The organism is Exiguobacterium sp. s143, from assembly GCF_018618895.1.
Lineage (GTDB): Bacteria > Bacillota > Bacilli > Exiguobacteriales > Exiguobacteriaceae > Exiguobacterium_A > Exiguobacterium_A abrahamii.
This window is the reverse complement of sequence record NZ_JACSMX010000001.1, coordinates 20244-46616: the sequence shown is the minus strand read 5'-3', so window position 1 is coordinate 46616 and position 26373 is coordinate 20244. Positions and strand designations below refer to the sequence as shown.

30 protein-coding genes and 1 other annotated feature are annotated in these 26373 nt (G+C 46.9%); of the genes, 18 read left to right on the top strand and 12 right to left on the bottom strand.

Going from position 1 to position 26373, the window contains the following annotated elements; genetic code table 11:
• Window positions 1-38: 38 nt before the first annotated feature.
• Window positions 39-284, bottom strand: a binding site (T-box leader).
• An 84-nt stretch (window positions 285-368) separates the two neighbouring features.
• Complete coding sequence (locus KNQ03_RS00285) at window positions 369-920, top strand: GNAT family N-acetyltransferase (protein WP_214722890.1); 552 nt, start codon at window positions 369-371, stop codon at window positions 918-920.
• 109 nt (window positions 921-1029) lie between these two features.
• A complete protein-coding gene (locus KNQ03_RS00280; protein WP_029341448.1) occupies window positions 1030-1944 on the top strand; it encodes a hypothetical protein in 915 nt (304 codons plus the stop codon).
• A 299-nt stretch (window positions 1945-2243) separates the two neighbouring features.
• On the opposite strand, the gene KNQ03_RS00275 is transcribed toward KNQ03_RS00280, so the two are convergent.
• The 3 genes from KNQ03_RS00275 to KNQ03_RS00265 form a co-directional block, all read right to left on the bottom strand.
• Window positions 2244-2627: an accessory gene regulator B family protein gene (locus KNQ03_RS00275; RefSeq protein ID WP_214722888.1), complete on the bottom strand. Its 384-nt coding sequence runs from the start codon at window positions 2625-2627 to the stop codon at window positions 2244-2246.
• The gene (locus KNQ03_RS00270) at window positions 2620-2829 is read right to left on the bottom strand and encodes a helix-turn-helix transcriptional regulator (RefSeq protein ID WP_058705222.1); all 210 of its coding nucleotides are present in this window, start codon (window positions 2827-2829) and stop codon (window positions 2620-2622) included. The genes KNQ03_RS00275 and KNQ03_RS00270 overlap by 8 nt, the downstream gene beginning before the upstream one ends.
• Window positions 2830-2966: 137 nt before the next feature.
• A complete protein-coding gene (locus tag KNQ03_RS00265; RefSeq protein ID WP_029341445.1) occupies window positions 2967-3191 on the bottom strand; it encodes a DUF2188 domain-containing protein in 225 nt (74 codons plus the stop codon).
• A 146-nt stretch (window positions 3192-3337) separates the two neighbouring features.
• On the opposite strand from KNQ03_RS00265, the gene KNQ03_RS16960 reads away from it, so the two are divergent.
• The 3 genes from KNQ03_RS16960 (at window position 3338) to solA (ending at window position 7242) form a co-directional block, all read left to right on the top strand.
• Window positions 3338-3808, top strand: coding sequence for a DUF2975 domain-containing protein (locus tag KNQ03_RS16960; RefSeq protein WP_133208171.1), 471 nt, complete (start codon window positions 3338-3340; stop codon window positions 3806-3808).
• A 484-nt stretch (window positions 3809-4292) separates the two neighbouring features.
• The gene (locus KNQ03_RS00255) at window positions 4293-6038 is read left to right on the top strand and encodes a methyl-accepting chemotaxis protein (protein WP_371743228.1); all 1746 of its coding nucleotides are present in this window, start codon (window positions 4293-4295) and stop codon (window positions 6036-6038) included.
• Between the two features lie 52 nt (window positions 6039-6090).
• A complete protein-coding gene (solA, locus tag KNQ03_RS00250) occupies window positions 6091-7242 on the top strand; it encodes an N-methyl-L-tryptophan oxidase (RefSeq protein WP_214722886.1) in 1152 nt (383 codons plus the stop codon).
• A gap of 67 nt (window positions 7243-7309) precedes the next feature.
• Here the strand turns inward: solA and KNQ03_RS00245 are convergent, their stop codons facing one another.
• Window positions 7310-7579: a hypothetical protein gene (locus KNQ03_RS00245; protein ID WP_058705074.1), complete on the bottom strand. Its 270-nt coding sequence runs from the start codon at window positions 7577-7579 to the stop codon at window positions 7310-7312.
• 148 nt (window positions 7580-7727) lie between these two features.
• Here KNQ03_RS00245 and KNQ03_RS00240 point away from each other — a divergent pair, with 148 nt between their 5' ends.
• Together KNQ03_RS00240 and KNQ03_RS00235 are read left to right on the top strand one after the other, a co-directional pair.
• The gene (locus KNQ03_RS00240) at window positions 7728-8246 is read left to right on the top strand and encodes a transcriptional regulator (protein ID WP_214722884.1); all 519 of its coding nucleotides are present in this window, start codon (window positions 7728-7730) and stop codon (window positions 8244-8246) included.
• Window positions 8247-8322: 76 nt separating this feature from the next.
• Entirely contained in the window at window positions 8323-9414 is a 1092-nt protein-coding gene (locus tag KNQ03_RS00235; protein WP_214722882.1) for a hypothetical protein, read from the top strand.
• A 209-nt stretch (window positions 9415-9623) separates the two neighbouring features.
• Here the strand turns inward: KNQ03_RS00235 and KNQ03_RS00230 are convergent, their stop codons facing one another.
• Complete coding sequence (locus tag KNQ03_RS00230) at window positions 9624-9974, bottom strand: cupin (RefSeq protein WP_214722880.1); 351 nt, start codon at window positions 9972-9974, stop codon at window positions 9624-9626.
• A gap of 197 nt (window positions 9975-10171) precedes the next feature.
• On the opposite strand from KNQ03_RS00230, the gene KNQ03_RS00225 reads away from it, so the two are divergent.
• The 3 genes from KNQ03_RS00225 to KNQ03_RS00215 are packed head-to-tail and all read left to right on the top strand — an operon-like array spanning window position 10172 to window position 12047.
• Window positions 10172-10399, top strand: a complete 228-nt coding sequence (locus tag KNQ03_RS00225; RefSeq protein ID WP_064300069.1) for a PLDc N-terminal domain-containing protein — start codon at window positions 10172-10174, stop codon at window positions 10397-10399.
• Window positions 10396-11280 carry an ABC transporter ATP-binding protein gene (locus KNQ03_RS00220; RefSeq protein WP_214722878.1) on the top strand — a complete coding sequence of 295 codons (885 nt, stop codon included), beginning with the start codon at window positions 10396-10398 and terminating at the stop codon, window positions 11278-11280. Before KNQ03_RS00225 ends, KNQ03_RS00220 begins: the two co-directional genes overlap by 4 nt.
• Window positions 11277-12047, top strand: coding sequence for an ABC transporter permease (locus tag KNQ03_RS00215; RefSeq protein WP_214722876.1), 771 nt, complete (start codon window positions 11277-11279; stop codon window positions 12045-12047). Before KNQ03_RS00220 ends, KNQ03_RS00215 begins: the two co-directional genes overlap by 4 nt.
• Window positions 12048-12093: 46 nt before the next feature.
• Here the strand turns inward: KNQ03_RS00215 and KNQ03_RS00210 are convergent, their stop codons facing one another.
• From KNQ03_RS00210 to nikA, 5 genes are read right to left on the bottom strand one after another with little or no spacing between them, the layout of a single operon-like run.
• On the bottom strand, window positions 12094-12891 hold the full coding sequence (locus KNQ03_RS00210; RefSeq protein ID WP_214722875.1) for an ATP-binding cassette domain-containing protein: 798 nt from the start codon (window positions 12889-12891) through the stop codon (window positions 12094-12096).
• Entirely contained in the window at window positions 12888-13694 is an 807-nt protein-coding gene (locus tag KNQ03_RS00205) for an ABC transporter ATP-binding protein (protein ID WP_064300073.1), read from the bottom strand. Before KNQ03_RS00205 ends, KNQ03_RS00210 begins: the two co-directional genes overlap by 4 nt.
• Window positions 13691-14536 carry a nickel ABC transporter permease subunit NikC gene (nikC, locus tag KNQ03_RS00200; protein ID WP_370688682.1) on the bottom strand — a complete coding sequence of 282 codons (846 nt, stop codon included), beginning with the start codon at window positions 14534-14536 and terminating at the stop codon, window positions 13691-13693. The genes KNQ03_RS00205 and nikC overlap by 4 nt, the downstream gene beginning before the upstream one ends.
• The gene (nikB, locus tag KNQ03_RS00195; protein WP_214722873.1) at window positions 14533-15474 is read right to left on the bottom strand and encodes a nickel ABC transporter permease; all 942 of its coding nucleotides are present in this window, start codon (window positions 15472-15474) and stop codon (window positions 14533-14535) included. The genes nikC and nikB overlap by 4 nt, the downstream gene beginning before the upstream one ends.
• Before the next feature lie 12 nt (window positions 15475-15486).
• Entirely contained in the window at window positions 15487-17097 is a 1611-nt protein-coding gene (gene nikA / locus KNQ03_RS00190; RefSeq protein WP_214722871.1) for a nickel ABC transporter substrate-binding protein, read from the bottom strand.
• A 255-nt stretch (window positions 17098-17352) separates the two neighbouring features.
• Here nikA and KNQ03_RS00185 point away from each other — a divergent pair, with 255 nt between their 5' ends.
• Window positions 17353-17910 (top strand): hypothetical protein, encoded by a 558-nt coding sequence (locus KNQ03_RS00185; RefSeq protein WP_214722869.1) that lies wholly within the window; start codon window positions 17353-17355, stop codon window positions 17908-17910.
• Window positions 17911-17964: 54 nt separating this feature from the next.
• On the opposite strand, the gene KNQ03_RS00180 is transcribed toward KNQ03_RS00185, so the two are convergent.
• Complete coding sequence (locus KNQ03_RS00180; RefSeq protein ID WP_214722867.1) at window positions 17965-18921, bottom strand: sensor domain-containing diguanylate cyclase; 957 nt, start codon at window positions 18919-18921, stop codon at window positions 17965-17967.
• Between the two features lie 387 nt (window positions 18922-19308).
• On the opposite strand from KNQ03_RS00180, the gene KNQ03_RS00175 reads away from it, so the two are divergent.
• The 6 genes from KNQ03_RS00175 to KNQ03_RS00150 all read left to right on the top strand — a co-directional run bounded on the left by KNQ03_RS00175 (window position 19309) and on the right by KNQ03_RS00150 (window position 24754).
• Entirely contained in the window at window positions 19309-20301 is a 993-nt protein-coding gene (locus KNQ03_RS00175; protein WP_029341428.1) for a siderophore ABC transporter substrate-binding protein, read from the top strand.
• Window positions 20302-20321: 20 nt separating this feature from the next.
• Window positions 20322-21317 carry an ABC transporter permease gene (locus KNQ03_RS00170; RefSeq protein WP_214724252.1) on the top strand — a complete coding sequence of 332 codons (996 nt, stop codon included), beginning with the start codon at window positions 20322-20324 and terminating at the stop codon, window positions 21315-21317.
• The gene (locus KNQ03_RS00165) at window positions 21314-22378 is read left to right on the top strand and encodes an iron chelate uptake ABC transporter family permease subunit (RefSeq protein ID WP_214722864.1); all 1065 of its coding nucleotides are present in this window, start codon (window positions 21314-21316) and stop codon (window positions 22376-22378) included. Before KNQ03_RS00170 ends, KNQ03_RS00165 begins: the two co-directional genes overlap by 4 nt.
• Window positions 22375-23127 (top strand): iron ABC transporter ATP-binding protein, encoded by a 753-nt coding sequence (locus tag KNQ03_RS00160; protein ID WP_214722862.1) that lies wholly within the window; start codon window positions 22375-22377, stop codon window positions 23125-23127. The genes KNQ03_RS00165 and KNQ03_RS00160 overlap by 4 nt, the downstream gene beginning before the upstream one ends.
• A 27-nt stretch (window positions 23128-23154) precedes the next feature.
• Window positions 23155-23850, top strand: a complete 696-nt coding sequence (locus KNQ03_RS00155) for an FAD-dependent oxidoreductase (protein WP_214722859.1) — start codon at window positions 23155-23157, stop codon at window positions 23848-23850.
• A 124-nt stretch (window positions 23851-23974) separates the two neighbouring features.
• Window positions 23975-24754: an HAD-IIB family hydrolase gene (locus KNQ03_RS00150; protein ID WP_214722857.1), complete on the top strand. Its 780-nt coding sequence runs from the start codon at window positions 23975-23977 to the stop codon at window positions 24752-24754.
• A gap of 53 nt (window positions 24755-24807) precedes the next feature.
• On the opposite strand, the gene KNQ03_RS00145 is transcribed toward KNQ03_RS00150, so the two are convergent.
• Window positions 24808-25074, bottom strand: coding sequence for a hypothetical protein (locus tag KNQ03_RS00145; RefSeq protein WP_214722855.1), 267 nt, complete (start codon window positions 25072-25074; stop codon window positions 24808-24810).
• Window positions 25075-25253: 179 nt separating this feature from the next.
• Between KNQ03_RS00145 and KNQ03_RS00140 the strand changes: the two genes are divergently transcribed.
• Window positions 25254-26360, top strand: a complete 1107-nt coding sequence (locus tag KNQ03_RS00140; protein WP_214722853.1) for a citrate synthase/methylcitrate synthase — start codon at window positions 25254-25256, stop codon at window positions 26358-26360.
• Window positions 26361-26373 lie beyond the last annotated feature (13 nt).

The following is a 26373-nucleotide window of genomic DNA, read 5'->3' as shown; positions in this document are numbered from 1 at the left end:
TCAGTAACTAAGAGAATACAAAAAAGTCCGCCCCCTTTGACAGGGACGGACTTCACCGCGATACCACCCATATTCCGTCGAGAATACTCGTTCTCGACAGCACTTAGTTGCACACTATCATGTGCATTCCATGTAACGGTGGACACCCGGTCACGCTTACTGAATGGTTCAGCGTGACTTCTCAGAGAGGATCTTCATGATTGATCTGGCTACCGGTTCTCAGCAATCCCGGTTTTCTGTAAGGCAGAGGGACAATCATTACTCTTTCTCGTCAACGAAATGATATGCTCTTGTTGTGGAGAATCTTACCATATGCCTTAAACACTGCACAATAACTTTTTACATTTTCTTGCAAAGGAGTTTTTTGAATGTTACATACTTTCCCAACGCTTAAAACGGATCGTCTCGTCTTACGCGAAGTGTTACCCGAAGATGCTACGAGTGTCCTAGCCTATTTATCAGACGAACACGTCGTCAAACAGATGGGACTCGCCGCCTTTCAATCAGAAGCAGACGCGCTTGAAGAGATTGACTGGTATGCCTCAATTCGTCGAGATGGAACGGGTATCCGGTTCGGGATCGCATTACAAGAAGACGATGTCATCATCGGCAGTTGCGGTTTCTTGAATCAAGCGGAACGCCATCAGCGGGCAGAACTTGGGTTTGAGTTGAGCCCTGCCTATCAGGGACAAGGCATCGCGAAGGAAGCATCGCTTGCGCTCATCGAATATGGCTTTACAGAACTTTCGCTCAACCGGATCGAAGCACTTGTCCTACCAGCAAACACCGCTTCGCAACGATTGCTTGAACGGCTCGGATTCCAGCGTGAAGGGTTGCTTCGTCAATATGAGAAAACGCGTGGACAATTCGATGATTTGTATATGTACTCGATATTGCGAAGTGATTGGTTTCAAATTTAATCTATAAAAACATTCCCTTCATTTCAAAATGATTGAAATCTAAAAAGGTGATATTGGAATATACTGTTAGGTGTAAGAAATCATTTTTGTCATTTAAGGGGGAACCATCTTGAAGAAATGGATCGCAGCAGGTCTTGTATCATCATTAGCATTCGGTGTCATGCAGACATCAATCGTTGAAGCAAGTTCAAGTTCAAAAGAAGTGGCTAAACTGAAAAAGGAAAAAGCAGCACTCCAAAAACAACTAGCCGACGAAAAGAAAAAAACAAAAAAGTCGGAAAACGCTTATAAGACGTTACAAGGACAGCACACGAGCCTCTCAAAGTCTTATAAATCACTTGATACTAAGTACAAGAATCTTCAAATCGAGAACGAAGGGAACAAAAAGAAGATCAAAGAGCTTTCGACTGGGTATCGCCTTCTCGCATCTTCAAAATCACTTGTCACAGACGGAGCAGTCGTAACTGGTAAGTACAAAAATACAGAAAGTTTGTTGATGCTTGGTAAAACGCCATACGTACCATTACAATTGTTAGCAGACCTTTCAGGATTACCTCTAATCGAGACTTCCACCGCTTATGAAGTCGGAACACCACTTTCAGGTACATCACTTTCATCGATCCATATCGCCTCTTCATCGTTTGAATCGATTGAAAAAAATCAATCCATTTTAGCGAATGGTAAACTAAATAATCAAAACGTAATCTTATCAGGGTTCTTCAATGATGAATATGCTACTTTTAGTCTTGATCGAAAATATAAAAAATTATCTGGTCAACTGTCCCTTTTGACTGAACAAGCTTTGACAAAAAGTTCGAGTGACTTGAACTATGCGAGTCCAGAAGATGAAATGACACTTGTATTCTCCGACAATAACGGAAAAGAACTCGGTCGCTATGATGTTGTATATGGCGCGGATGAAATAGACTTTGATATTGATGTCACGGGTGTGGCGAATCTTCGTGTAACTGCAGAAGGAAACAGTACAGTTACTACATTGATTTCACCTGTACTGACAAAATAATAAAAAAAATACCTAGAAGAGATTATTAGTCATCTCATCTAGGTATTTTTTTTCATCATTTATGCAATTCTTTGATTCGTTTGTGGGTATCAGTTATTTCTTCTTTAAACAGATAGACATGGGATTGCCCTCAAAAAACAAGATAAATTCATAATAAGCAACACCTAGTGGAGCGAGCTCAATCGCTTTTCGTGCATGGTGCAGCAGGCACATTCCATATAATATAGTAAATGTACCATCGGAAGTGAAGTCAGTATCGTTGTTCGTCCATGCTTTACTCCTTTCCGTTCCAAACCGCTTCATCGATAGGAACGTGCTTTCATAAACTCAATGATTGGTAGTGTAACTAAAGCAATCGCGAACAAAACGATCAATAACAGATTCGCTGATTCATGTATCCATTGATCGAGACAGATAAATCCGAAAATCAGTACGGTCAGGATTTTATAGCTAATTAAGCCGCTCTCCGTCCTAATCTTTTTGCCCAGTTCGTCATCAGGTACCGGACGCTCGTCCTCCGTCGTCCGCGCCCACGTAAAATACGAGAAGAACATGATCAACAGAATCGCCAATTGAACAATCGAGAAGAACGTTACGTTGTTTTCGATGATCATACTGATGACTGTAAGACTCGCAAGTATCACGAGCGTTACTAAAAATAAACCCGTTTTTTTCTTAGACATCCCATTCCTCCTGTTCTGAAATGAACAGATGATCGACTTTTGTCCGTAAGACTTTGGCGATATTAAACGCTAATTGTAAAGTCGGATCATACTTGTTGTTTTCAATCGCATTAATCGTTTGCCGACTGACTTGACAACGATCAGCCAGTTCTTGTTGCGATAATTTTGCCGCTAGACGTCGCTCCTTGATGTGGTTTCTCATGTTCATTCCTCCACGACGTGTCAAATTCTTTTTACATCTCTACTGTAATGAACTTCCATCCTCATGTCAAAAACTTTTGACATAAAAATCATTAAAAAGACACGCTCTCATGATCAGAACGTGTCGTATATGATGGCTCAACCTCGTGGTGGAAATGGATCATGTCCGTAGGAATCTTTTTCGCGAATCTGCCCTTCTTTGTTATGAATGACGAGCTCTGTCTTCTGACTTTTCGCAATGCGACGCCCTTCTGCAATCGCTTCTTTCTGTGTAGCGAATCGTTTGGTTGCTCGAGTCGCACCGGCAGCTTTCACTTGATAGCCACCTTTTGGATGCGGCGTGACATGTTGCTCTCGTTTCATCACGTGACCTCCATTTCCTTAATCTATTTCATCTTCATGACACTATTTTAAAGTGCGGTTGCCTCTTCACTTGAATTTTCTACTTGCCTCTCGGGGGATGCAGTATACTAAAAGAAACGTTTGTTGCCTCGAAAGGAGTTGATATCGTGAATCATTTCGTCTGGCAAGTCCGGTTTTTACGCTTTATCGTCTTCGGTATCATCTTCAGTCTGTTCGGTTTAGCTGGTCTTGGTATCCCACTTGTCTGGCATGGTATCACGAAAAACTTGTTACTCGAGCGACCTGGCTACAGTGTTCTATTGACCGCATACCTTATCTTCATCCCGACTCTTTTGATTTTATTCCATGCGCTCCGCATCCTTCGATATATGTCGATGGCTCCTCCGGCTTTTCCACTCATCACAGCTTCCATTCAATCGATGAAATTGTCTTTTTATATCGTCGCCATTTTAACGGCATGTCTCTTTCCCGTCTTTTTCTATATTGGTCAGATTGACGACGCGCCTGGTCTGATTATCATCGGAATCGGTTTGATTCTTGCTCCGTTGACAATCGGAACGCTACTTGCCTGTATCCAACAATTATTATTACGCTATGTGTTGCCTATGAAATCCTAACGTGAACGACCGAAAAACAAGTGCTCATGATTGTTTTTGTCATTCTAGCCGTTGCTTTTCCTACCTATACACTTTGTTCAATCTCGCTCCTAAGAGCGGGATTTTTTAGTTCGCGTCACATTGATGGCTATCCTGATGTCCCTGTTTCAACAGAATCTTCGATTGGCAACGTAGACATGTCATCAATCGAAATGTGGTTTTTTTTGTGCTGATCGCGTGTCTTCGTAATTCATTTTCATATACATGTCTTGCCTTGATTCGATGATCGACTTCACTTTCCATCTCAATCCCTCTTCCCTCAACTTGTATTTCTTTCTATCTAATATGTGCCCTGAATCATTCTTAATAAATCCTTTTTTAAGAAAAAACGGTTTTTCTTACGACCTTTTATAAAAAAATCGTCAAAAGGTCCTGTTTAATATGTATTTTAACGACCGATAAATGAATTACAGATAGAAAATATGAGTTGAAAGGACGGTTGCATGTGAAAAACACAACCAAGAACCATTCCATCCGAACACGTCTTTTAGTAATGATCAGTTTGATTTTGATTGCCTTTTTTGTTTTTAGTAGTCTGGCCTTATACTTCAATACGAAACAAACTGCAGTCTCAACGCTGAAAGCGACCGCCGAAAAGGACGCGCTTCGCATCAGCAAAACATTCGACACAGTGGCTTATAGCGAATTCCTACAATCGCCTGTCGCGTCCGAGCAGTATGAAACCCTACGGAATCAACTTGATACCTTACGTAAACAAAACGGACTCTTGTATACATACACAGCACGCATCGACCAAAACAAGGTCCGTTTGCTGATTGACGGTCTCCCTAAGAAAGATGCCGCAAAGATTAATGAACCGGCGAGTGGCGCAAAAGTCGCTGATATGAAGGACGTATTAAATGGTGGAACACACGCGACGGACATCATTGATGATTCTGTATATGGACAGTATATGAGTGTCTACGTTCCGTTAAAGGATGCGTCTGGTCAAATCATCGGAATTCTTGGCGTCGACATCGCTGCGAAGGAAATCGATGCCCTCACAACAGAATTATTAAAACAAAATGCACCGATTTTCATTGGACTTTTACTTCTTCTGTTAACGATCACACTCGTCTTGCTCTACTTCGTCCTCGGTCGAAAATTACGTCCGCTCGAGACGTTACAGAAAGTCGCTGCCTTGATTGCCGAGGGGCGACTGGATCAGGCAAAACAGACGTTGACCGATTTGACGATTGCTTCGAGAGACGAAATCTATGCGCTTGCGATCTCGATTCGTGATATGAACGAGATGCTGCGGACGATGATTGTCGACATCAAACAGACAGCTACTCTCGTCTCGACGACGAGTCAATCGATTGATCAAAGTACGTCGGAAGTACTCGACGGTTCCGAACAAATCGCTCATACGATGTCGGAAATCGCGACTGGGACGGAAAGTCAGACCCAAGTCACGCTCTCATTGAATGATGAGATGAATCGGTTCGCAACATTGATTGAAACGACGAATCAGTCTGGTGTCGAAATTCAAGGAACGACGGAGCAGATGGCAACACTGACACGAGTCGGACGGGATCAAATGTCCGCTTCCGTCGAACAGATGCGCCACATTCATCAGCACGTCACGCAGTCTGCTGAACAGATTGATCTACTGAAACAGCAATCATCGGATATCCAAACGCTCGTCGGCATCATCCGCGGTATTTCCGAGCAGACGAATCTACTCGCGCTTAATGCCGCGATTGAAGCGGCACGAGCTGGTGAACAAGGAAAAGGATTTGCCGTCGTTGCGACCGAGGTCAAGAATCTCTCAAGCCATGTCGCTAGCAGTGTCAGTGAGATCGCAACAATCGTCACGTCGATTGAAGCCAGTGCGCAGCAGATGCAACATAGCTTCAAGACGACGGTCGAAGCAACTGCAGCCGGTGAACAGATCGTTCTCGATACGGATACGACGTTCGAACGGTTGACGGATCAAGTCACGCACGTCTCAACGGCAACACAGCAGATGACCCAACAGATGGAAGACGTCTTGCAGGCAGAACGGTTCATTCGTAATGCCTTGACGGAAATTGCCGCTGTCGCGGAAGAACATACGGCAAGTAACGAGGAAGTCGCCGCTGCATCTGAACAGATGATCGCGACGATCACGACGCTGCATACGCTCGTCGGTGATTTGAACGAGCGGACAGAACACTTAGAACAAGAAGCCCGTCGCTTCGAGATTTAATCTTTCATTTGTTCTTTTCTAGTTCTCACTCTATACTGGTGTGAACTTACATATGAAGGAGTCGAACCAGATGTCCCATTATGATGTCATCATCGTCGGTGCCGGTTCCATGGGGATGGCAGCCAGCTACTATCTCTCACGAACCGATCAAAAAATCCTATTGTTAGATGCCCATAATCCACCGCATGATCAGGCGAGCCATCACGGGGAGACTCGGATCATTCGCCATGCCTACGGTGAAGGTGAAGCTTATGTGCCGCTGGCGTTAGCCGCGCAACGCTTGTGGTATGAGTTAGAACAGATCAGCGGTCGGAGTCTGTTCCTGAACACCGGAGTCTTAAACGCTGGTCACCGCTCGTCCCGTTCGATGCAGACGATCATCAGGAGTGCAGCGCAATACGATTTGCCGCTCGAGGTCCTGACGGCTGAGGAAATGAGAACCCGCTGGTCCGGCTTAACGATGCCCGACGATTATATCGGTTGTTTTGAACCGACGTCTGGTGTATTGAAGTGCGCGGATTGTATTGAAGCGTATCGCGATCTTGCTGTCGCGAACGGCGTCGACATTCGGACGAATGCGAAAGTGACGACGCTCACTGCCCACGCCACTGGCGTTGACGTGACCGTCGGATCAGACACCTATTCGGCTGACGAGTTGATCGTCGCAGCCGGTGCCTGGTCCGGATCGTTACTCGAACAGACTGGACTCTCCTTACCGCTACGCCCGGTCCGCAAGACGTTCGCCTGGTTCGAAGCAGCCGAAGAGATATTTAACGACGCGGCGTTCCCTGCCTTCGCCTTTGATACACCCGCCGGTTATTATTACGGTTTTCCAAGCATTGCTCAAGCCGGCCTGAAAATCGGACGCCACGACGGTGGGATTCCCGTTGATCCGAATCAACCACGCCGTCCATTCGGTCAAGAGACGAGTGATCTGGCTGATTTACAACAGTTCACGAATACGTTCATGCCCTCGATCGATACTTTAGCTCACGGCAAAACGTGTCTCTATACGATAACGCCAGATGAGGATTTCATCATCGATTTGCATCCGGACTATCCGCACATCGCGATCGCCGCTGGCTTTTCCGGTCACGGATTCAAGTTCAGTAGCTTAGTCGGAAAAGTACTTAGTGAATTGATTATGGAACAATCGACGACTGAACCGATCGGACCTTTCGCGATTAAGCGTTTTGCGAAATAAGACATATGAAACAATAAAGACCGGCAACGAAAATTCGTTGTCGGTCTTCTTTATCAACGGCATGATGTCACACCGATTCATTTGATTCTTGCTGATTTTTTGCAACTAGCTTTTCACGCTGTTTTTTCTCATCTTCAGTCCACCAGCCGTGGATCAGTAAGACGAGTCCAAGAATCAACGCACTCATCGGGAAATATGTTAAGTAATACTCACCAAGGTTTTCTCCTAGAAATTCTGGAGATAATTCAATATACGCTCGGAACATCTGAACGATGAAGAATAAGAAAAAACTTGTAATGAGGGCATATGTACCGTAGCGATAACTTGTATTTTTCATATGAAGGCTCCTTTCTAAACATACTCTAATGTAAATCATTCAAGGAACATATCAAATTACCTCTTTTTACATTATCATTTTTAAGAATGTTTCCAAAAGCATGATAAGATAGTTTTAGAATCGATTGAACGAAGGAGTGGAATACGTCGTGAACTTTAACTTATTCAAAAATCATGTCCGGTTTAAGATTGCACTCGAATTGATTGATCGCGAAGACGGCTTATCAATCATGCAACTGAATCAACTTTTAACGGATGTACCGCAGTCTACTTTGTACCGGCAAGTCAATGCGATGATGGACGATCAGTTGTTGAAAATCGTCGCCGTCCAGCGCGTCGGAAAAGTCGAGGAAAAAATCTATGCCTTGAACACGAGCGGTTATCAAATCAGCGAAGCAGACTGGAACAGTGCGACGTACGATGAAAAAGTGAACTTCGTCTCGTTCTACTTCATGTATGTCTTGCAGCAGTACCAGACGTACTTCGAACAGACCGTTCAAACGCAAGGTCAGGACCATTCGACGTTCTCGATCGCGAAATTGCACCTGACGGATGAAACCTTCAACGATTTCCAACAGGACATGCGAACATTGCTCGAAAAATATCATCACCTAGAGACAGAAGACCAGGCAACTGAACGGACCGTCTCACTCGTCATCTTGCCCTAAACACGCTCCGTTTCTAGAAGCGTATTTTCACCAAACTGAAACGAGACAACATTGTGAGGGAGAGAAAATAGACCCCATGAAACGGATCAAAGAAGATCTTGATGCAATTGTACTGGATACGTTAAACATAAAAGCAGAACAGATTCTAAAGATTGGTGAAGGAGCTTGGCACACTGTATATAAGTTAAAGAGAGTAGATGATCAAGACCTTGTAATTCGCATAAAAAAGAATGAGGCTTATGGGGAGTTGCAACAGATTGATGAACAAGAGCTGACTACAGAGTATGAGTCTACGAAAGCTTACTATTTACATGCCAATACAAGTGACCAAAATGTCTGTCCTGACTTTTATCAGTATTTTATTGAAGATGACACAGTATTTACAGTAGAAACGTTCATGGGTCGTGGAACAGATTTATTGTTACTCGATCAGAATAAAGCCCATTCTTACGGTACGAAATTAGGACAAATTTTTCATCGTATACACAACCAGAAAACCTCTATTGTTGGTTTCGGGGAACTGCACTGGCAAGGGGAAACTTTACAAGGTAGTGATTTAAGAAACGAGGATGAATTATGGCAGGAAGAAAATGAACACGTCTTAACTGCCTTAAATGCTCTCATTCACTCTAGTCTTTGCTTTGATAAAGAAAAAGTCGGTAAACATATTCATGCTTTAATTGAAAATAGACGAACTCAGGTTCAAAACATCTCTCTCGTGAATCAAGATGTAACCCCAGAAAATTTAATTTTAAGTGATGAACACATTGCAATCATTGACCCGTTTCCAAGATTGGATTTTGATTTGAAATATGCGGCTTACTTCGTTTTTTGTTACAAATTTCTGCTACCAGCCTTTTCAAATGCACCACGATACATAAAGCAAGCGTATCAAGAAAAAAATAATATTCTTAACAAAATCGCTGACGGATTCATAAGTGGATATTGCTTTAACGTGGTTGGAGACGAACGCACCACTCAAATTCAACGATTACTGGATGAATATACATTATGGATATTGCAAGAAGCGTATGAGCACTACGACATTCTACATCAGCCTCAACTCACTCATAAAACAACGCAACAGATGGGTAATCGAGAAATGATCACTGCTCGGTTACATCTATGCCTCGAAGAATTAGAAAAATGGTGTACTGAATCAGAGTAGAGGCTGACGCAAACTTTAGTCTCTACAAAGATAAAAAGAATGATGCTTTACACGCCACTCCTACAGGAAAAGCGCATTTTTGCGCTGTCAGAGACAAACAAGCCAGTATTCCTGCTTGAATGAAGCAGGAATACTGGCTTGTGTCTCGCGTGAGGAAGCGAATCATTCTTTTTTTGAGTCAGCCTCTTTATGTATCGCACTTAGTTTCGTCATATGGAAACGAGAGATGATCTATCGATTTCTTCACTTTCAATTACAATCGCTGTTAACCCCGTACCCGTCTTCGTTTCGTGCCATTCTCCTTGATTCCAATACACGGCTTCCCCACGCTGAACGTTTATGTAGTCATCCGTTTCCCCTCTTACCCATCCTTCACCCTCTACAATTAACAAGAGTTGCGGCACGACCGCCTGGTGATAACCGACTACGCCATCCTTCTCTAAATGGATGCATCCGATGTGCGTCACTTTTTCCGTCTGCATGATCCGTGACATCACGAAGTTCGAATCGAATTTCGTAATCTTCTTACCAACCTCTTTTTTGAATTGATAAATCTGCATATAATCCTCCTCGACATCATGATTCGTTTGATAGTTCGCCTTTCATCTAAACGATTTGATTCAAATCGCATTTGGAAAATTTTGATAAGAGAAGTTTATCATAGCTCTAACTGATTGAGAACTAACGATGATTCGTCTATGGCATTGACTTTTCTATTTTCATTATTGATAATGGTAATAGAAAAGGAGGGTTTTTTATGAACACAGATTTCTCTGCCTTATCACAAATCAACTGGGAACAATTCCTGCCCCTATTATTGATTTACATCTCCATCAACCTGATTCTACTCAGCTGCGCCTGTATCGATTGGTTTAGACGGAAGGACCGGATCGCGACACCGACTACTTGGTTATTGATTATTCTCCTCGTCCAGCCGATTGGCTCGATTCTCTACTTCGTCCTCGGAAGGAGGATGACAGCATGATTCAGATTTCTCATCTCCAGCTTTCACTTCAACGACGTCTTATCTTAGACGATATTTCCTTTACGATTCACGAACATGAATGTCTTGGACTGATTGGTCCGAATGGTGCCGGAAAGACGACACTCCTGAAATGTCTGAGCGGCATGATCGAGAGTGACCGTGGTTCCATCACGATGTCTTCGCGCCCCATCCGTCAACAGCAGCAATCGATCGGCTACTTATCACAACAGACCGACTTTAAGCCTTGGATGACGTGCGAACAATCATTACGTTTTTTCGGACGCTTGTCGGGGCTTGATCGCGCAACGTTAAATAAGCGGATTCCGGACGTTCTACATGAAGTTGGACTCTACGATCAACAAACAGAAATCATCGAACGCCTGTCCGGCGGCATGCGCCAACGTCTCGGAATCGCCCAAGCCATCTTACATGAACCGACATTTTTGATTCTTGACGAACCGGCTTCTGCACTTGATCCGAGTGGTCGACATGATATCAATCAATTGATCCTCCGCTTAAAGAAACGGATGACGATCATCGTCTCAACGCACCTGTTAGAAGACGCAAAGACGTGTTGCGATCGCTTCCTCGTCATTAAACACGGAAAATTGCTGGGGCCGCTCGATAATCAACGTAACGTGGATCAATATCGGATTCAAGTCGAGACGCTTCTCCCTGTCTCGTCGTTTTCTGCGACACGATTTCCACAAGTCGAGATTGATCGAATCAACCCATGCTGCTATCAGTTCTCCGCGCAGCAGCCGCTTGATCTCTCGCAGTTAGCGACTACTCTGATTCAGCTAGGATGGTCGATTGCTTCGATTGCCTATCAACCGATCGGACTCGAGGAACGGTTCCTCGACATGGTGGCAGACGTATGAGGACCTTTTATACGCTGACATGGACCGAGTGGTTGGAAGCATGGAAAGAATGGAAGATCGTTTGGTTACCGCTGTTCTTCATTGCCCTCGGGGTGACACAACCATTACTGTTGATGTACATGGATGTCTTGCTCGCACACGTCGGAAATGCAGACGGAATCATCGTTGATCCGAATCGTCCTACTCCGCAACCGCTTGACGTCTTCAGCGCAACAATCCATGGGCAATTCAATCAGCTTGGCTTGATCGTCCTGATCATGAGCTTCATGGGACTGCTCGCTTCAGACCGACAAACCGGCATGCAGGATTTCATTCTGACGCGCCCTGTCTCTCGGAATGTTTATCTGCTGTCGAAATGGTTCAGTCACGGGATGATCAGTCTATTCGGGATTCTGATCGGCGCACTCACGTCCTATTGTCTGACCGTCTATTGGTTCGGATCCCTTTCGCCGATGCTTGCGCTACGCATCATCCTCGATTTTAGTCTTTGGACGTTATTCGTCGTCGGTCTGACACTACTGATCAGCACCTTTTTGCAACGCGCTGTTCCGATCGGCATCCTGTCGCTCGTCGTTTCCTTACTACTTGTTGCACTTCCTTCGCTAATGCCAGACATTCTATTCTTTATGCCTGGTGCGCTTCTGTCGCTTCCATCGAACACGTCGTTTTTTTCTTCGTCCCATCTAATCGGTGTCGCTTCTTGTCTCGTTTGGATTGCCCTAACACTTGGCTGGTCTGGTCTTCGGTTTCGAAAAACGTCTTACTAATCCGACTCTACAACAAAAAAGGATAACGGAGCCGTTCAGCAGTCCGTTATCCTTTGTTTGATTGTGTCTTTCGAATCGTTCGTTGCCTTGGATGCACGGCAAGCTTTGCTTGGCGCATCCGTTCAACGGCAGGATCCGTCGCAGCATCAAATGCAACTAGACTCGGGTAATGCCCGACGAGGCGTCCTTGCTCTAAGATCGCGAAGCTGTCGCAAAGTTGCTCGGCAGCTTTAATGTCATGCGTGATAAAGACATATGTTAGACCGTGTAGCCGTTTCAAGTCAGCTAGCAATGCGAGAATCAATCGTTTGTTGACCATGTCGAGGCTACTGACTGCTTCGTCTAAAACGATCAGACGTGGTTCAGCAGCAATCGCTCGCGCAATCGCGATTCGCTGCAGTTGCCCACCACTGAACTGCGCCGGATATTTTGTCAGATCCGCCGCCTTGAGCCCGACTTGTTCGATAAGCGTGACGAGACGCTGTTGCCGTGCTTCACCCTTTAAACGAATGAAGTTATCAAGCGGTTCGGCGATGATATCGGCAGCCGTCAGCTTCGGATTGACCGCAGCGAAGGAATCCTGAAAGACGACTTGGACGTCACCTTGAAATGGTCGTTTTGTCGCGTGGCGATCGACACCATTGAACCAAATCGTGCCGCTTGACGGACGTTCGAGTCCGAGCAACAATCGTCCGAGCGTACTTTTCCCGGCACCACTCGACCCGAGCAATCCGAGACAGCGTCCTGCTTCAAGCGTCAATGAGACCTCGTGTAAGACGGTCTCTGCTGGTTGAAACCGGCGTTTATAGACGTGTGAGACTTGATCGATCTGTAGTAAACTCATCCGAACGCCTCCCTTCCTAGATGCTGGGCGAGAAGGGACTGTGTATACGGATGTTGCGGTCGATCAAACAAATCAAAAACATCTGCTTGCTCAACGATCCGTCCTTGCTGCATGACGAGAACATCGTCTGCGAGTTCAGCGATCACACCGAGATCGTGTGAGATGAGTAACATCGCCGTTCCATAGGTCGCGCGCATCCGTTCGAGTAACTCAAGAACTGTCTTCTGATTAAAGACATCGAGTGCCGTCGTCGGTTCGTCGGCAATCAAGACGCTTGGGCGCAGGGCAACAGCTAAGGCGATCATGATCCGTTGCAACATCCCGCCACTCAGTTCGAATGGATAAGCTTTGAGCAACCGGGCGGCGTCCGTCAGATTGACTTCTTCGAGTGCCGTCATCGCTTGTTGTTTCGCTTCACGTTTTGAACAACGTGAATGGGTCTGAATCGTCTCGATCATCTGGTGCCCGATCGAGTAGACCGGTGTGAAGGCACTCATCGGATTTTGCATGATGAACGCAATCTCACCGCCTCGAATCGTTCGGACGGTTCGTTCGGATAGAGACATGATTGATCTGCCATTCAGTTGGATGTCACCGGTGACGTCTGTCGTCTGCGGATTGAGCAGACGCATCAAAGCGAGACTCGTCACCGTTTTTCCGCAGCCACTCTCTCCGACAAGACCGAGGATCCGACCTGGTTGAATCGAGAATGATACCTCTTCAATCAGTGTCACTTGTTGTTTCGTACGGACGGTCAGACCGTCGACAGCTAAAATCGGTTCGATACGGGCACCTCCTCTCATTTCATCGTTTTTGACACACCGAATCGTTCTGCTAACTGTTCTCCTACTAGGTTAAAGCTGATGATGACGAGCATGATCGCAAGTCCCGGATAAATCATCAATTCCGGATTCGTCCGGATGTACGATTTTCCTTCGTGAATCATCGCCCCCCACTCGGCTGTCGGTGACTGGACACCAAGCCCGAGGAACGACATCGCCGAGATATCCATGATCGCCCAGCCCATCTCAAGCGTCCCGATGACGAGCAACGGTGGTAAGATGTTCGGCAGGATATGCGTCCGAATGATCTTCCACGAAGACGAACCGTTGACGCGAGCGGCGGCGATGAACGCTTCCGTCTTCAACGTCATGACCATTCCGCGGAACATCCGCGCGTAGTAGACCCACTGGACGAGCATTAAGGCGATGATGACTTGCTTGAGACCTGGACCGAAGATACCGACGAGGCCGAGGACGAGAATCAGACTCGGAAATGCCATCACACCGTCACACAGACGCATCAAGAGTTGGTCGACCCAACCGCCACGATAGCCGGCTAGTGTTCCGACAAACAGTCCGATCGCAAGTGAGGCGATGAAAATCAACACGGCGCAACCGAGTGAAATCCGCGCGCCGTAAATCAAGCGCGATAAGAGGCAGCGTCCGAGCTGGTCGGTTCCGAGCGGATAGGCTGACGACGGACCGTGAAGCTTTTGCGTCAAGTCGACGAGGTTCGGATCATGCGGCGCAATCCATGGCGCAAACAAAGCTATGCCTGCCATCCCGATTAAGACGAGGGCACAAAGATAAAGAAGCGGTGTATACCGCGACCGGATCATCGTTGCTGGAAGTGGAGTATTCATACCGTCCCTCCTTTTTTCGCTAGTCGTGGATCGAGCACGGCTTGAATGATGTCGACGAGCAAACTGCTGCCGATGAAGACGAGTGCCGCGAGAAAGACGTAGCCTTGGATGACCGGCATATCCCGATCAAAGATTGCTTCAATGAAGTAGCGACCGAATCCTGGCCACGAGAAGACGGTCTCGACGATGATCGTTCCCGTCAGCAACTTCCCAAGGTTCATCCCAAGACCCGTGATCATCGGCGGAATCGCCATCCGAAGGACGTGTTTCCCAAGAATCCGTCCTTCCTTTAATCCACGTGTCCGGGCAAACAAGACATACGGTTCGTTCAATGCTTCGATCACACTGCCGCGTAGCAATCGTGTATAAAGGGCAATCAACGGAAACGCGAGTGTCAATGCCGGTAAGATCAAGTGCATCACACTTCCCGTTCCACCGACCGGAAACCAATCCAGCTTTACGGCAAAGAAGAAGATGAACAGATACCCGAGCCAAAACGACGGAATCGAGGCACCGATGAATGCGATCCCCCGACTGAGATGGTCAAAGAAGCCATTCTTCTTGATCCCAGCAAGGAACCCGAGCGGGATGCTTATGACGAGTGCGAGCAGCAGACTCGTCACTGCCAGCTCGACCGTCGGTGGTAAGCGAAGCAAGACATCTTCTAAAACCGGTTTTCCGGAAAGATACGATGTGCCGAAATCGAGCTGCGCCAAGCGGATGACGGCATCGAAGTATTGTTTGTAGAACGGTTGATCGAGTCCGAATTCTGCTCGTTTTGCAGCGAGCAGTTCATCCGTCGGTTGGATGTGGGCAGCAGATAGATAGGCCTGTGCCGGATCAACTGGTGACAAATGAATCAACCCTGTCAGAATCAAGACAGCAAGTAACAAGATCGGGATGACGGATAATATGCGTTTGACGAGGAAGACCCCCATGTCATCCCTCCTTTACTTAATTCCGATTCGGGCAAATGGACTCTCATCCCGGTTAGCCGGGAACTGGAAGTTCGTCACGTCCGACTGATAGACCGCCATCTTCTTCAAGTACGAGATCGGAATCAATGCCCCTTGATCTTGGAGAGATGGCAGAATGTCGGCGTACATCTTCTGACGCTTCGTCTCGTCTGTCGTCTTCAAGACATCTTTGATCTCTTGCAACAGTTGTTCTTTATTCGGATAAGCCGAAATCGCTTCTTTGAAGCCGAAGCCATCCGTATCAATCAGGTTCACGAACGTATGCGGATCATACGGTGCACCGAAGTTGCTGTAGAAGTTGATGTCAAATCGGTTGTCTTTGAAGCGCTGGACTTGATCCGGTAATTCGACAGCTTCCGTCTTCAGCTCGACGCCGATTTTCGACCATTCCGATTGTAACGTCTCGGCCATTGCCTTTTGGACCTGTTCTGCCGCATCATACATCATCCCGATTTGCAGCGGCTGACCATTCTTGACGCGGACCTTTTCACCTTTCGGCAGTTTCCAACCTGCTTCATCTAGGAGACGATTCGCTTCCTTGACGTCATAATCCCGTTGCTTCACTTTCAGGTTCGACGTGTACGGCATGTTCGGTGGCAATAGGTAGTCAGCTGGTGCTTCTATTCCCGACGTGATCCCTTCGACGAGAGCGGCTTTATCAAACCCGTGCTGGAGCGCCTGGCGGACGCGTTCGTCAGACAGACGCTTATTTTTCGTATTCAAGACGAGAAGACGCGTCGCGACTGGTTCGGACATCTCTGTCTTGTAGGATTTATCCGTCTTCAACTGGTTGAAGGCATCGATGCTGATCGCCCCTTCACCGTAAATCAGATCAACTTGTCCTTTTTCGAGTGCTAAGACACGTGTCTCCGCATCCGGGACGATGTCGACCTTAATGTGATCGATGTTCGGTTTCGGACCCCAGTAGTTCTTATTGACCTTAAACGTCGCATACTGATCCGGTTTGTATTCGTCGAGCATCCATGGACCTGTCCCGACTTCCTTTTTGACACCCTTCGACGTATCTCCGTTTTCAGGGAATCCCGCTTCTCCGAGGAAACGGACCGGGCGGACGACCGCGAGTTCCTGAATCGTCGGGTAGTACGCTTCGGATAATGTCAGGCGGAACGTCTTCGCATCAACGGCTTCTGTCTTCTCGATTTTCGTGATGAAGCCAAGCCAGCTATGTAAGGCTTTTTGTTTGAGGATCGCGTCAAAGTTCTTTTTGACGATCGCTGCGTCGAACGTCGAACCGTCCGAGAACTTGACGCCGTCACGGAGCGTGAACGTATACGTTTTTCCGTCTTCAGAAATCTTCCAAGACGAGGCTAAGTATGGCTCGAGCTTTCCACCTTCTCCGTAGTGGACGAGTGGCTCATAGATCATCGACTGTGCGAACAGTTGTGATGGGTTGTAGACGTGCGGGTTCATCGTTCCGACGTCGCGTGGCCACGCGAGCGTCAATGTATCTTTATCTTTTCGCTCTCCTGTCGACTCGCCCGGGTTCGAGCAGCCGATCAATAATGATGTCAAAGACAGGATCGAGACAGTAGAAATCAGTAATTTTTTACGGTTAACGTTCATGGTAGGCAGAACTCCCAACTTGTATTGATAATCATTTTCAATTGTAAGAGGGAAAGGTAAGGATTGTCAATGGATAATCCAGATGTTAACTGGACCTAAAGACGCTTTTTGACAGGATTTCCACGCATAACTGAGTAACATTCTGTGTACGCTTCTTTTTTGTTAATAATTGTAATCAGCTGTGTTAAGCGGTATCCTAGTTTGGATGCTGCGTTTCTTGTTTAACGAAATCATTTGCACGGAAAGGATGATAGGATGTCACGACTGGTTTCCTCCGTCTCGCTTGTGTTGCTCAGTCTGCTCTTAGTGCTCCCTTTACTGATGATCGATGGACTGATTTTCTACGTCGGAGATGTGTCCTACGATTCGTTCGTTGGTTGTCTGGTGTTTCTCGTATGTTTCTATCTCGCTAGCCTGGTCGTCAGCGTCGTCTTTGACGGGATGATGCGTGCGCTTGGCGGACTGTTTAAGCGTCGTTTCTCGGACATACTGTTTGCTGTCGTGAACGGTTCCGTCAGTTTGAGCGTCTTACTCTGGATGGATCTCTACGTGGAGTCCATTACAATCTCGCTTGCGACAAAAGTCGTGCTCGTATCTGTACACACGCTATTGTTTTACCTGATTCATCAATCGAGCGACGCCACTGTTAAAGCTTCCGAAGTCACCGAACCACATGATCCAGTCGTAAAGGACGCCATACGCTTGTTAGAGAATGAAGATCCCGTGACTTGCGTCGAGACGTTATGCCTTAAATACCCTGAGCTTCCAAAAAAGGACATCATTCGGATCGTCTACCGTCTTCATGGCAACTAAAAGACCTGATCGTTTCTGAAGGGATTCAGAAGCGTCAGGTCTTTTGATATTCGTTCATTTCTTCGCCATCTCATAGAACTGATACGTATTCTTTCCCGACGACTTAGCGGCATATAGTGCAACATCCGCCTGTTGTAACAATGCTTGCAACTCTGGACGAAACGCGGTGTCATACATCACGATCCCGATACTCGTCGACACGCGGTAGTCCGTTTCCCACTCACTTAACGCAGTGACGACCTGCTCTGCGAGTCGTTCCCACCCTTCCCTCGAATCCGAATGACCGAAATGGAGGATAAATTCATCACCGCCTAATCGCACGGCCACCGCGTCGTCCTGTTCGCGGACGAATTGTCGCAAGCGTCGCGCGACTTCTTGCAGGACGATGTCCCCCGTCTCGTGTCCATAGACATCGTTGACCTGCTTAAAGCCATCGAGATCAAGGAAGAAGACGGCTCCTGTCTGCCCGGGATGCTCCTCGAACTGCTTCGTTAAGTACCGCCGATTGTGCAGTCCTGTCAACGCGTCCTTCCAAGCATGACGCTCAAGCTCCAAATAGTACAAGAAGAGTCGGACGATCCGTTGCAATAGCTGAACATTCTTCTGTTCATACAAGCTGACCCGATTATTGATTGCACATAATGTGCCGAACGTCTCCCCGCTCGTCAAGACGATTGGAATACCTAGATAGGAGCGGACGTGAGCCTCCTCCAAGCCCTTTCGCCAGTCGCCGAGTTGTTCCGCGTTCGGAATATCTTCGAGCACGACCGGCTGTCTCGTCTCGAAATCAATCAGCTTACATAACGATTGGTTCAGTTCAATCTGCATGCCTTCCACCATCGGGATATCTGCTTTATCGTTCGTGATCTTCAACATCCGTTGTTGTCCTGCTTCGATCGCTGATAAATACAGCATCTGGTCCGGTAGAATCTCTTTTGCGAAATCGAGAACATCATCTGCCAATTCATCAAAATTTTGATACATCTTCAAGTCTTCAAATGGTTGATTCATACAGCACCTCATTTCGAAGTCATCTTCTGTAGCGTCTCTGATTTGAAAAACGAAAAGGTTACATTTATTACCACTTTCTCTTTTGACTATCGTTTAAACCTGTTTTTGTAAAAAGCGTTCGATGGTCCTATTTCTAGTCCTAAATGAGAAAGATTATCATTTTTTTATTTTCGTATAGTTTATAGAAGGTAAAAATTCGGACAGCCATTTGGCTGGAAATGAGCGTTGCGTCTTCTAAAATCGTCTGCTATCATTCTCGGTGAACATGACAATGATAATCATTATCACTTATTGAGAGCAGATGACTCAGATAGAACTACATAATCCATCTGCTACTTAATCCGTGATTTATGCGTTATCAAATTAAACAAGAGGAGCTGAATCATCATGGGGAAATGGAAAACACCACTCGTCGTGAGTTCGCTTGCTGTCTTACTGGCGGCATGCGGGAACGCAGGAGAAGCAGACACAAAGAAGGACGCGGAAGCACCGAAGACGGTCAAAATCAAGGACGCTCACGGAACGGTCAACGTCCCGGTTGATCCGAAGAAGGTCGTCGCACTCGACAACCGGACATTCGAAACACTTGCCGCATGGGACGTCGAACTTGCAGCAGCACCAGTCGGACTGCTCCCGGCTGAGTCACCGTATGCGAAAGATAAGGATATCGTCGATGTCGGCATGCACTTCGAACCGAATCTCGAAGCAATCGCTGGTGTTAATCCGGACGTTGTCATCGTCGGACAACGTTTCGCTGATCATTATGAAGACATCAAAAAACTCGTTCCGAACGCTGCTGTCATCGACCTTGACATCACTTTACCGGAAGACTCCGGTACGCCAGGTGAGTTACTCGTCAAAGGACTTGAAGATACGACTGAGACACTCGGACAAATCTTCGATAAAAAACAAGAAGCGGACCAGCTCGTGACAACGCTTGAGCAATCGATCAAAGACGTTAAAAAATCGTATAACGGACAGGACAGCGTCATGTCGGTCATCGTCTCGGGCGGCGATATCGGATTCTCGGCTCCGATGAGTGGACGTGTCTTCGGACCGATGTATGATTTGTTCGACTGGAAACCAGCACTCGAAGTCAAACAAAAATCGGGCAACGACCAAGGTGATGAAGTCTCGGTCGAAGCAATCGCTCAAAGTAACCCGGACTGGTTACTCGTCCTTGACCGCGACGCACCACTTGGAAACGCTGAAGGTGCCGTACCGGCGCAAGACGTCATCGACCGCGCGCCTGCCCTGCAGAAAACAAAAGCAATCAAAGACGACAATATTGTCTACGCACCAAAAGATACGTACTTGAATGAATCGATCCAGACTTACTCGGAATTCTTCAACGATATCGCGAAAGCACTTGCGAAGTAATGGCACACGCACAGCAACAAATGAATGGAAGAGTTGAGCCACCCGCTCGACCTTCCTTTTCTGTCGTTTGGACGAAGCCGTTCGTCTTGACCTTATGTCTCGTCTTAGCGCTCGCAGCGGCTTCCCTCTTCACGGGCGTCTACGAACTACGGAGTGCAGCGAACGATTTCGATATGTTCTGGATCACACGTGTTCCGCGGACACTCGCCTTGATGCTGACGGGTGCTGCGATGGCAATGGCTGGACTCGTCATGCAACTGATCACGCAAAATCGGCTCGTTGAACCGACGACGACGGGAACGATCGAATGGGCGGGACTCGGACTGTTAGCCGTTTACTTACTCGTTCCGGCACCGTCATTGATGATGCGGATGAGCGGTGCTATTCTTTTTGCGTTCATCGGGACGATGGTCTTCTTCTGGTTTCTCCGTTCGGTCCGACTGCGTTCATCGTTGATCGTCCCGATCATCGGTCTGATGCTCGGAGCTGTCATCTCCGCGATTTCGACGTTCCTCGGGTTGTTTTTCCGTGCCAGCCAGGCGATCGAAGGCTGGTTCGTCGGCTCGTTCGCATCCGTCCAGATCGGTCGCTACGAATACCTCTGGATCATCATCGGTGTCACAGTCTGTATCTTCTTTCTTGCGAGTCGCTTGACGCTCGTCGGACTCGGCGAAGACGTCGCGACGAGTCTTGGCGTCAACTACAATCGACTGATGCTGATCGCGACCGGGCTGATCGCCCTATCAGTCGGTGTCGTCGCGACCGTCATCGGCAATCTGCCCTTCCTCGGCTTGATCGTTCCGAACATCGTCTCGATGTTTCGCGGTGACGATCTCCGTAGTAATCTGCCGTGGGTCTGTCTGATTGGGATGGCGACGATTCTAATCAGTGATTTGATTTCACGCACGATCATCCGTCCGTTTGAACTACCGGTCTCCTTGATTCTCGGAACGGTCGGGGCAGCCGTCTTCATCATCATTCTGTTACGTCGACGGAAGACTGGAGGTGTCAGATGAGTACCGCAATCAAACAACAAGAACATACACGAATTCAACCGAGCGTTACACGTGAAACCAATCGCCGGGCGTCTGCGTTTCAGTCGAAACGACTCGAGCGCCGCTACTGGATTCTCCTCATCCTGTTCCTCAGCGGCGGAGTGCTCAGTACGATCGGTCTCTTGCTCTACAATAATCCGGTTCCGTTTGATTCTCCGTCCTTTTGGCCGGTCGTCGAACGCCGGATCACCGCAGTCATCACGATGGCGATTGCAGCAATTTGTCAAAGTCTTGCGACCGTCGCCTTTCATTCGGTTACGAGCAACCGAATCATCACACCATCCCTGCTTGGTTTTGACGCTCTCTACTCGACGATCCAGACATCGATGATCTTCTTCTTCGGTGCGGGAGCACTCGTCGGCTTTACCGGCACGAGCGCTTTTTTGACACAGGTCGCGATCATGCTCGCGATGAGTCTCTTATTATACGGATGGCTCTTATCCGGAAAATACGCGAACCTGCAGCTGATGTTGCTCGTCGGAATCATTCTCGGCACTGGTCTGAACTCGCTGTCGTCATTCATGCGAAAGATGCTCGCACCGTCCGAGTTCGATATCTTACAAGCACGATTATTCGGTTCGGTTACGAATGCCGACGCGGCTTACTTCCCGATCGTCATTCCGGTCGTCCTCATCGTCGGTCTGTTGCTCTTCTTCTCGTCAAGACGACTCAACGTCGTCGCGCTTGGAAAAGAGGTCGCGACATCGTTCGGCGTCAATCATCGTGGCAGTGTCATCTACTTCTTGATTCTGATTTCACTCCTGATGTCGATGTCGACGGCATTGATTGGACCGTTGACGTTCTTCGGCTTTTTAGTCGCGACACTTAGTTATCAGGTCGCTGCGACGTATGATCACAAATACGTCTTCCCGATGGCATTCGCGATTGGTTTCTTCGTTTTGACGACTGCCTATTTCTTCATGTATCACATTTTCAACACGCCAAGCGTCGTCTCCGTCATCATCGAACTGTTCGGCGGTCTGATTTTCCTTGTCGTGTTGCTTAGAAAGAGGTCCCTATGATATCACTCGAACGCGTTAAAAAATCGTATACGGATGAGGTCCGGATCGGTCCAATCGACTTAACGATTCCAAAAGGTGGATTCACGGCGTTGATTGGTCCAAACGGTGCCGGGAAGTCGACGACATTAATGATGATCGGTCGTTTGCTTGATCTCGATGCCGGGCAGATCGAAGTCGCTGGCATGGATGTCACGAGTAGCAAATCGAAAGACTTAGCGAAGATCATCACCATCCTGCGGCAGGAAAATCATTTCGTAACCCGGCTGACAGTCCGGCAGCTCGTCGGCTTCGGACGTTTCCCCTACTCAAAAGGTCGCTTGACGGCTGACGATGAGACGATCATCTCGAAATACATCGATTTTCTCGAGTTGACGTCGCTTGAGAACCGCTACCTCGATGAATTATCGGGCGGACAGCGGCAACGGGCATATGTCGCGATGGTACTCTGTCAGGAAACAGAATACATTCTACTCGACGAACCCCTCAATAACCTTGATATCGCCCGCTCGGTCCAGATGATGGGTTATCTACGACACGTCGCTGATACGTTCGGACGGACGATCATCACCGTCTTGCACGATATCAATTTTGCTGCGAAATACGCAGACCACATTTGTGCGATGAAGGATGGACAAATCGCCGCCTTCGGAACGGTTGCCGAAGTCATGGATGAAGCGCTATTATCCGAGATCTTTGAGACTCATCTTGAGATCATCGAAGGTCCATACGGTCCAATTGCTGTCTATTGATATTTATATAGAAATGAGGAATGAATGATGCAGATCGATTGGCTACCACTAGAACAGGTAACGCAAGAAGGCGAACACACTTACACGTTTCATTTGCAACGCCCAGATGGTTTCGTTTGGGAGGAAGGCGCCCATACGCATATGGCGCTAGAAGGGTTTAATGCAGGCGATAAGCCGAACCGCAGTCTGATTCGGCATATGTCGATTTCGACGCTCCCTCATGAAGGAACGATTGGCATCACGACACGGATTAAACCGGAATGTTCCGTCTTTAAGGAGACACTTCGACAGCTGAAACTAGGTGAGAAGATTGCTTTGTTTAAGACGCATTCGAACGTTCCGCTACGCCGGGAAAATCGTACGGTGTACTTACTGTCAGCAGGCGTTGGTCTGGCAACGTTTCGACCAATCATCCTGCAACATCAGGCTGACAGAAGTGGCATTCCGCACATGTACTCGTTGAATGTCGACTCGGCGCGCACTGAACTATTCAAAACTCAGCTTCCTTCGCACGAGCAGTTTAGCCCCGCTTATGTCGAGAGTCGCTCCGCTTACTACGATGCTGTCAAAGCGATGACAGCGGACAAGGAAGGGTTGTTCTACATCGTTGGTAGTGATGAATTTCTCCGAGACACGATTGACGTGTTGCAGGCTGCTAACATTCCGGCAGTACAAATCATGATTGATAAACGTCAGGACCAGCGAGATACGTTTTTAGCATAAGGTACCAATGATTAGACTTCAGCATTGACTGGAGTCTTTTTGTTTTCTCAAAATAAAGAATTGGTATGTTATCTGTAAATATTTGTTATGATAAGTACATCAACTGACTTTCGGAGGGTTGCTTATGAATTTTGTATTTGATCTCGATGGAACAATTTGTTTTAAAGGAAAACCGATGTCTCAAGACATCGCACAGGCGCTTCATGCAGTCGAGGACGACGGACACCGTGTGATTTTTGCTTCAGCACGTCCTATCCGTGACATGCTACCCGTCATTCATCCTTCATTCCACGACCATATCTTAATCGGCGGAAACGGATCGTTGGTCGCATCGGAACAAACAATCGTTCAGTCCAAATCGTTCGACGATCGTGAGCTTTCCCTTATTACGGGATTACTCGACAAGCATAAAGCCACATATTTAATCGATAGTGACTGGAATTATACATATAACGGACCGCAAGACCATCCTATCCTGAACAATCTAGATCCGGCTAAGACGGCACAAAACGTTCCGTTAGCTCACCATGATCGAATCATAAAAATACTTATTTTGAGTGCCAACAATCTGAAAGCCTTAGAAAACGAGCTACTTCGAATGGATGTCGTTGTTCATTATCATGGATCGGAACAAGTATTGGACATTAGTCCGACTACCATCAATAAACGGACTGCTTTACAAACACTCGGTATCGAGAACGAGGGATACATTGCTTTTGGGAATGACGCGAATGATATCGAGCTATTCAAAGGAGCACAGTATGCGGTCATGATCGGAAGCCATAAATCACTCCGTTTTTACGCAGATCACACCATTGACTCCACCAGTCATTTAGAATCTCACATAGTCGAACAAATCAGGCATCTAAGCCAAAAATACGTCTATTCCACGTCGTATTCCTAAATAACGCCTGGTGAAATTTTCGGATCAATAGTTAAATCTCTATCAATAGTTACTCATCCAAAGATGAATACGATGGGTAAGAATAATCCGCTCATCAAGAGCATTCCTACTAGGACAGCGATACTCGATTTGAAAACCGACAGCGTTTGTTCTTCTAGTGGCTTAAATCGTTTTACGGGAATGAGCATGGTCAATGAAGCAACGACTAATGCCATTGGCTCAAGAATCGTTCGGCTCACTGAAAAGAAAATATCGATCATTAAAAAGACATGTAATACAAAGAAAAATCCCAATAAGCGAATTATCATTGCTTTATTCATATGTACTCCTTCTTCAACTATGTACGTCATAGTAGATACAATTTTCTATTAAACCATTATAATTTCTTCTTTGATTATAGAACACCTCAGAATAATTTTGGAAACGCATTCAAATAACTGGTGATTTGGTATCGTTGTAAGTCATACTGACAGTAGATATTAGAAAAGGAGTGTTGAAGATGGAATACAAAAAAGGACTCGAAGGCGTCATTGCCGCTGAAACACAAATCGGTTTAGTCGATGGAACGTTAGGTCACCTTATCTATCGCGGACACTGGGCAAAGGAACTCGCATTATCCTATTCATTCGAAGAAGTGGCGTATTTCATCTGGAATGGTGAATTCCCAACTGAATCGGAACTTTTGACATTCAAAGAACAGATGACGAGTTATCGCGAACTTCCTTCTTACGTTAAAACGATTCTCGATACATTGCCGAACGAGATGGATGTCATGAGTACGATGCGAACAGCAATCTCGGCACTTGGTACACCCGCTTTCGCTTGGCCACCGACAATTGATCAAGCGATGCACGTAACAGCACTCTTACCAACAATCATTGCCTATAAATATCAAAAAAATCAAGGTGCTGACTTCATCGAACCGAATCCGGAACTTGATCACGTCGCGAATTACATCTATATGATCAAAGGACAATTGCCGAGTGAAGTTGAGATCAAAGCACTGACGGCGTATCTGATCCTAACAATTGAACACGGCATGAATGCTTCAACGTTCGCTTCTCGTGTCGTCGTCTCGACGGAATCGGAAATGATTTCTGGCGTCTGTGCCGCGATCGGATCCATGAAAGGACCGCTTCATGGTGGTGCTCCGTCAGAAGTCATTGAGATGATTGATGAGATCGGAACAATCGACAACATCGAACCGTGGATCCGGAACAAGTTAGAGAAAGGCGAAAAACTGATGGGCTTTGGTCACCGCGTCTACAAAACACGCGATCCGCGTTCAGAAGCCTTGAAAGTCGTCTCAAAGGATCTCGCACAAGAGAGCGATTGGTTCAACCTGATTACACAAATGGAGCAAACAGCGATCGATTTACTCGAGGAATACAAACCGGGTAGAAAACTGTATACGAATGTTGAATTCTTCGCGGCAGCCGTCTTAAAAGGACTCGACATTCCGAAAGAACTGTTCACACCGACGTTCACCTCTAGCCGTATCATCGGCTGGACGGCACACATCCTCGAACAATCGCAAGACAACCGGATCTTCAGACCTCAATCGTCATATACAGGACAGATGCCGGAACAAGCAGCTAAGTTTTGATTAATCTCTAGTT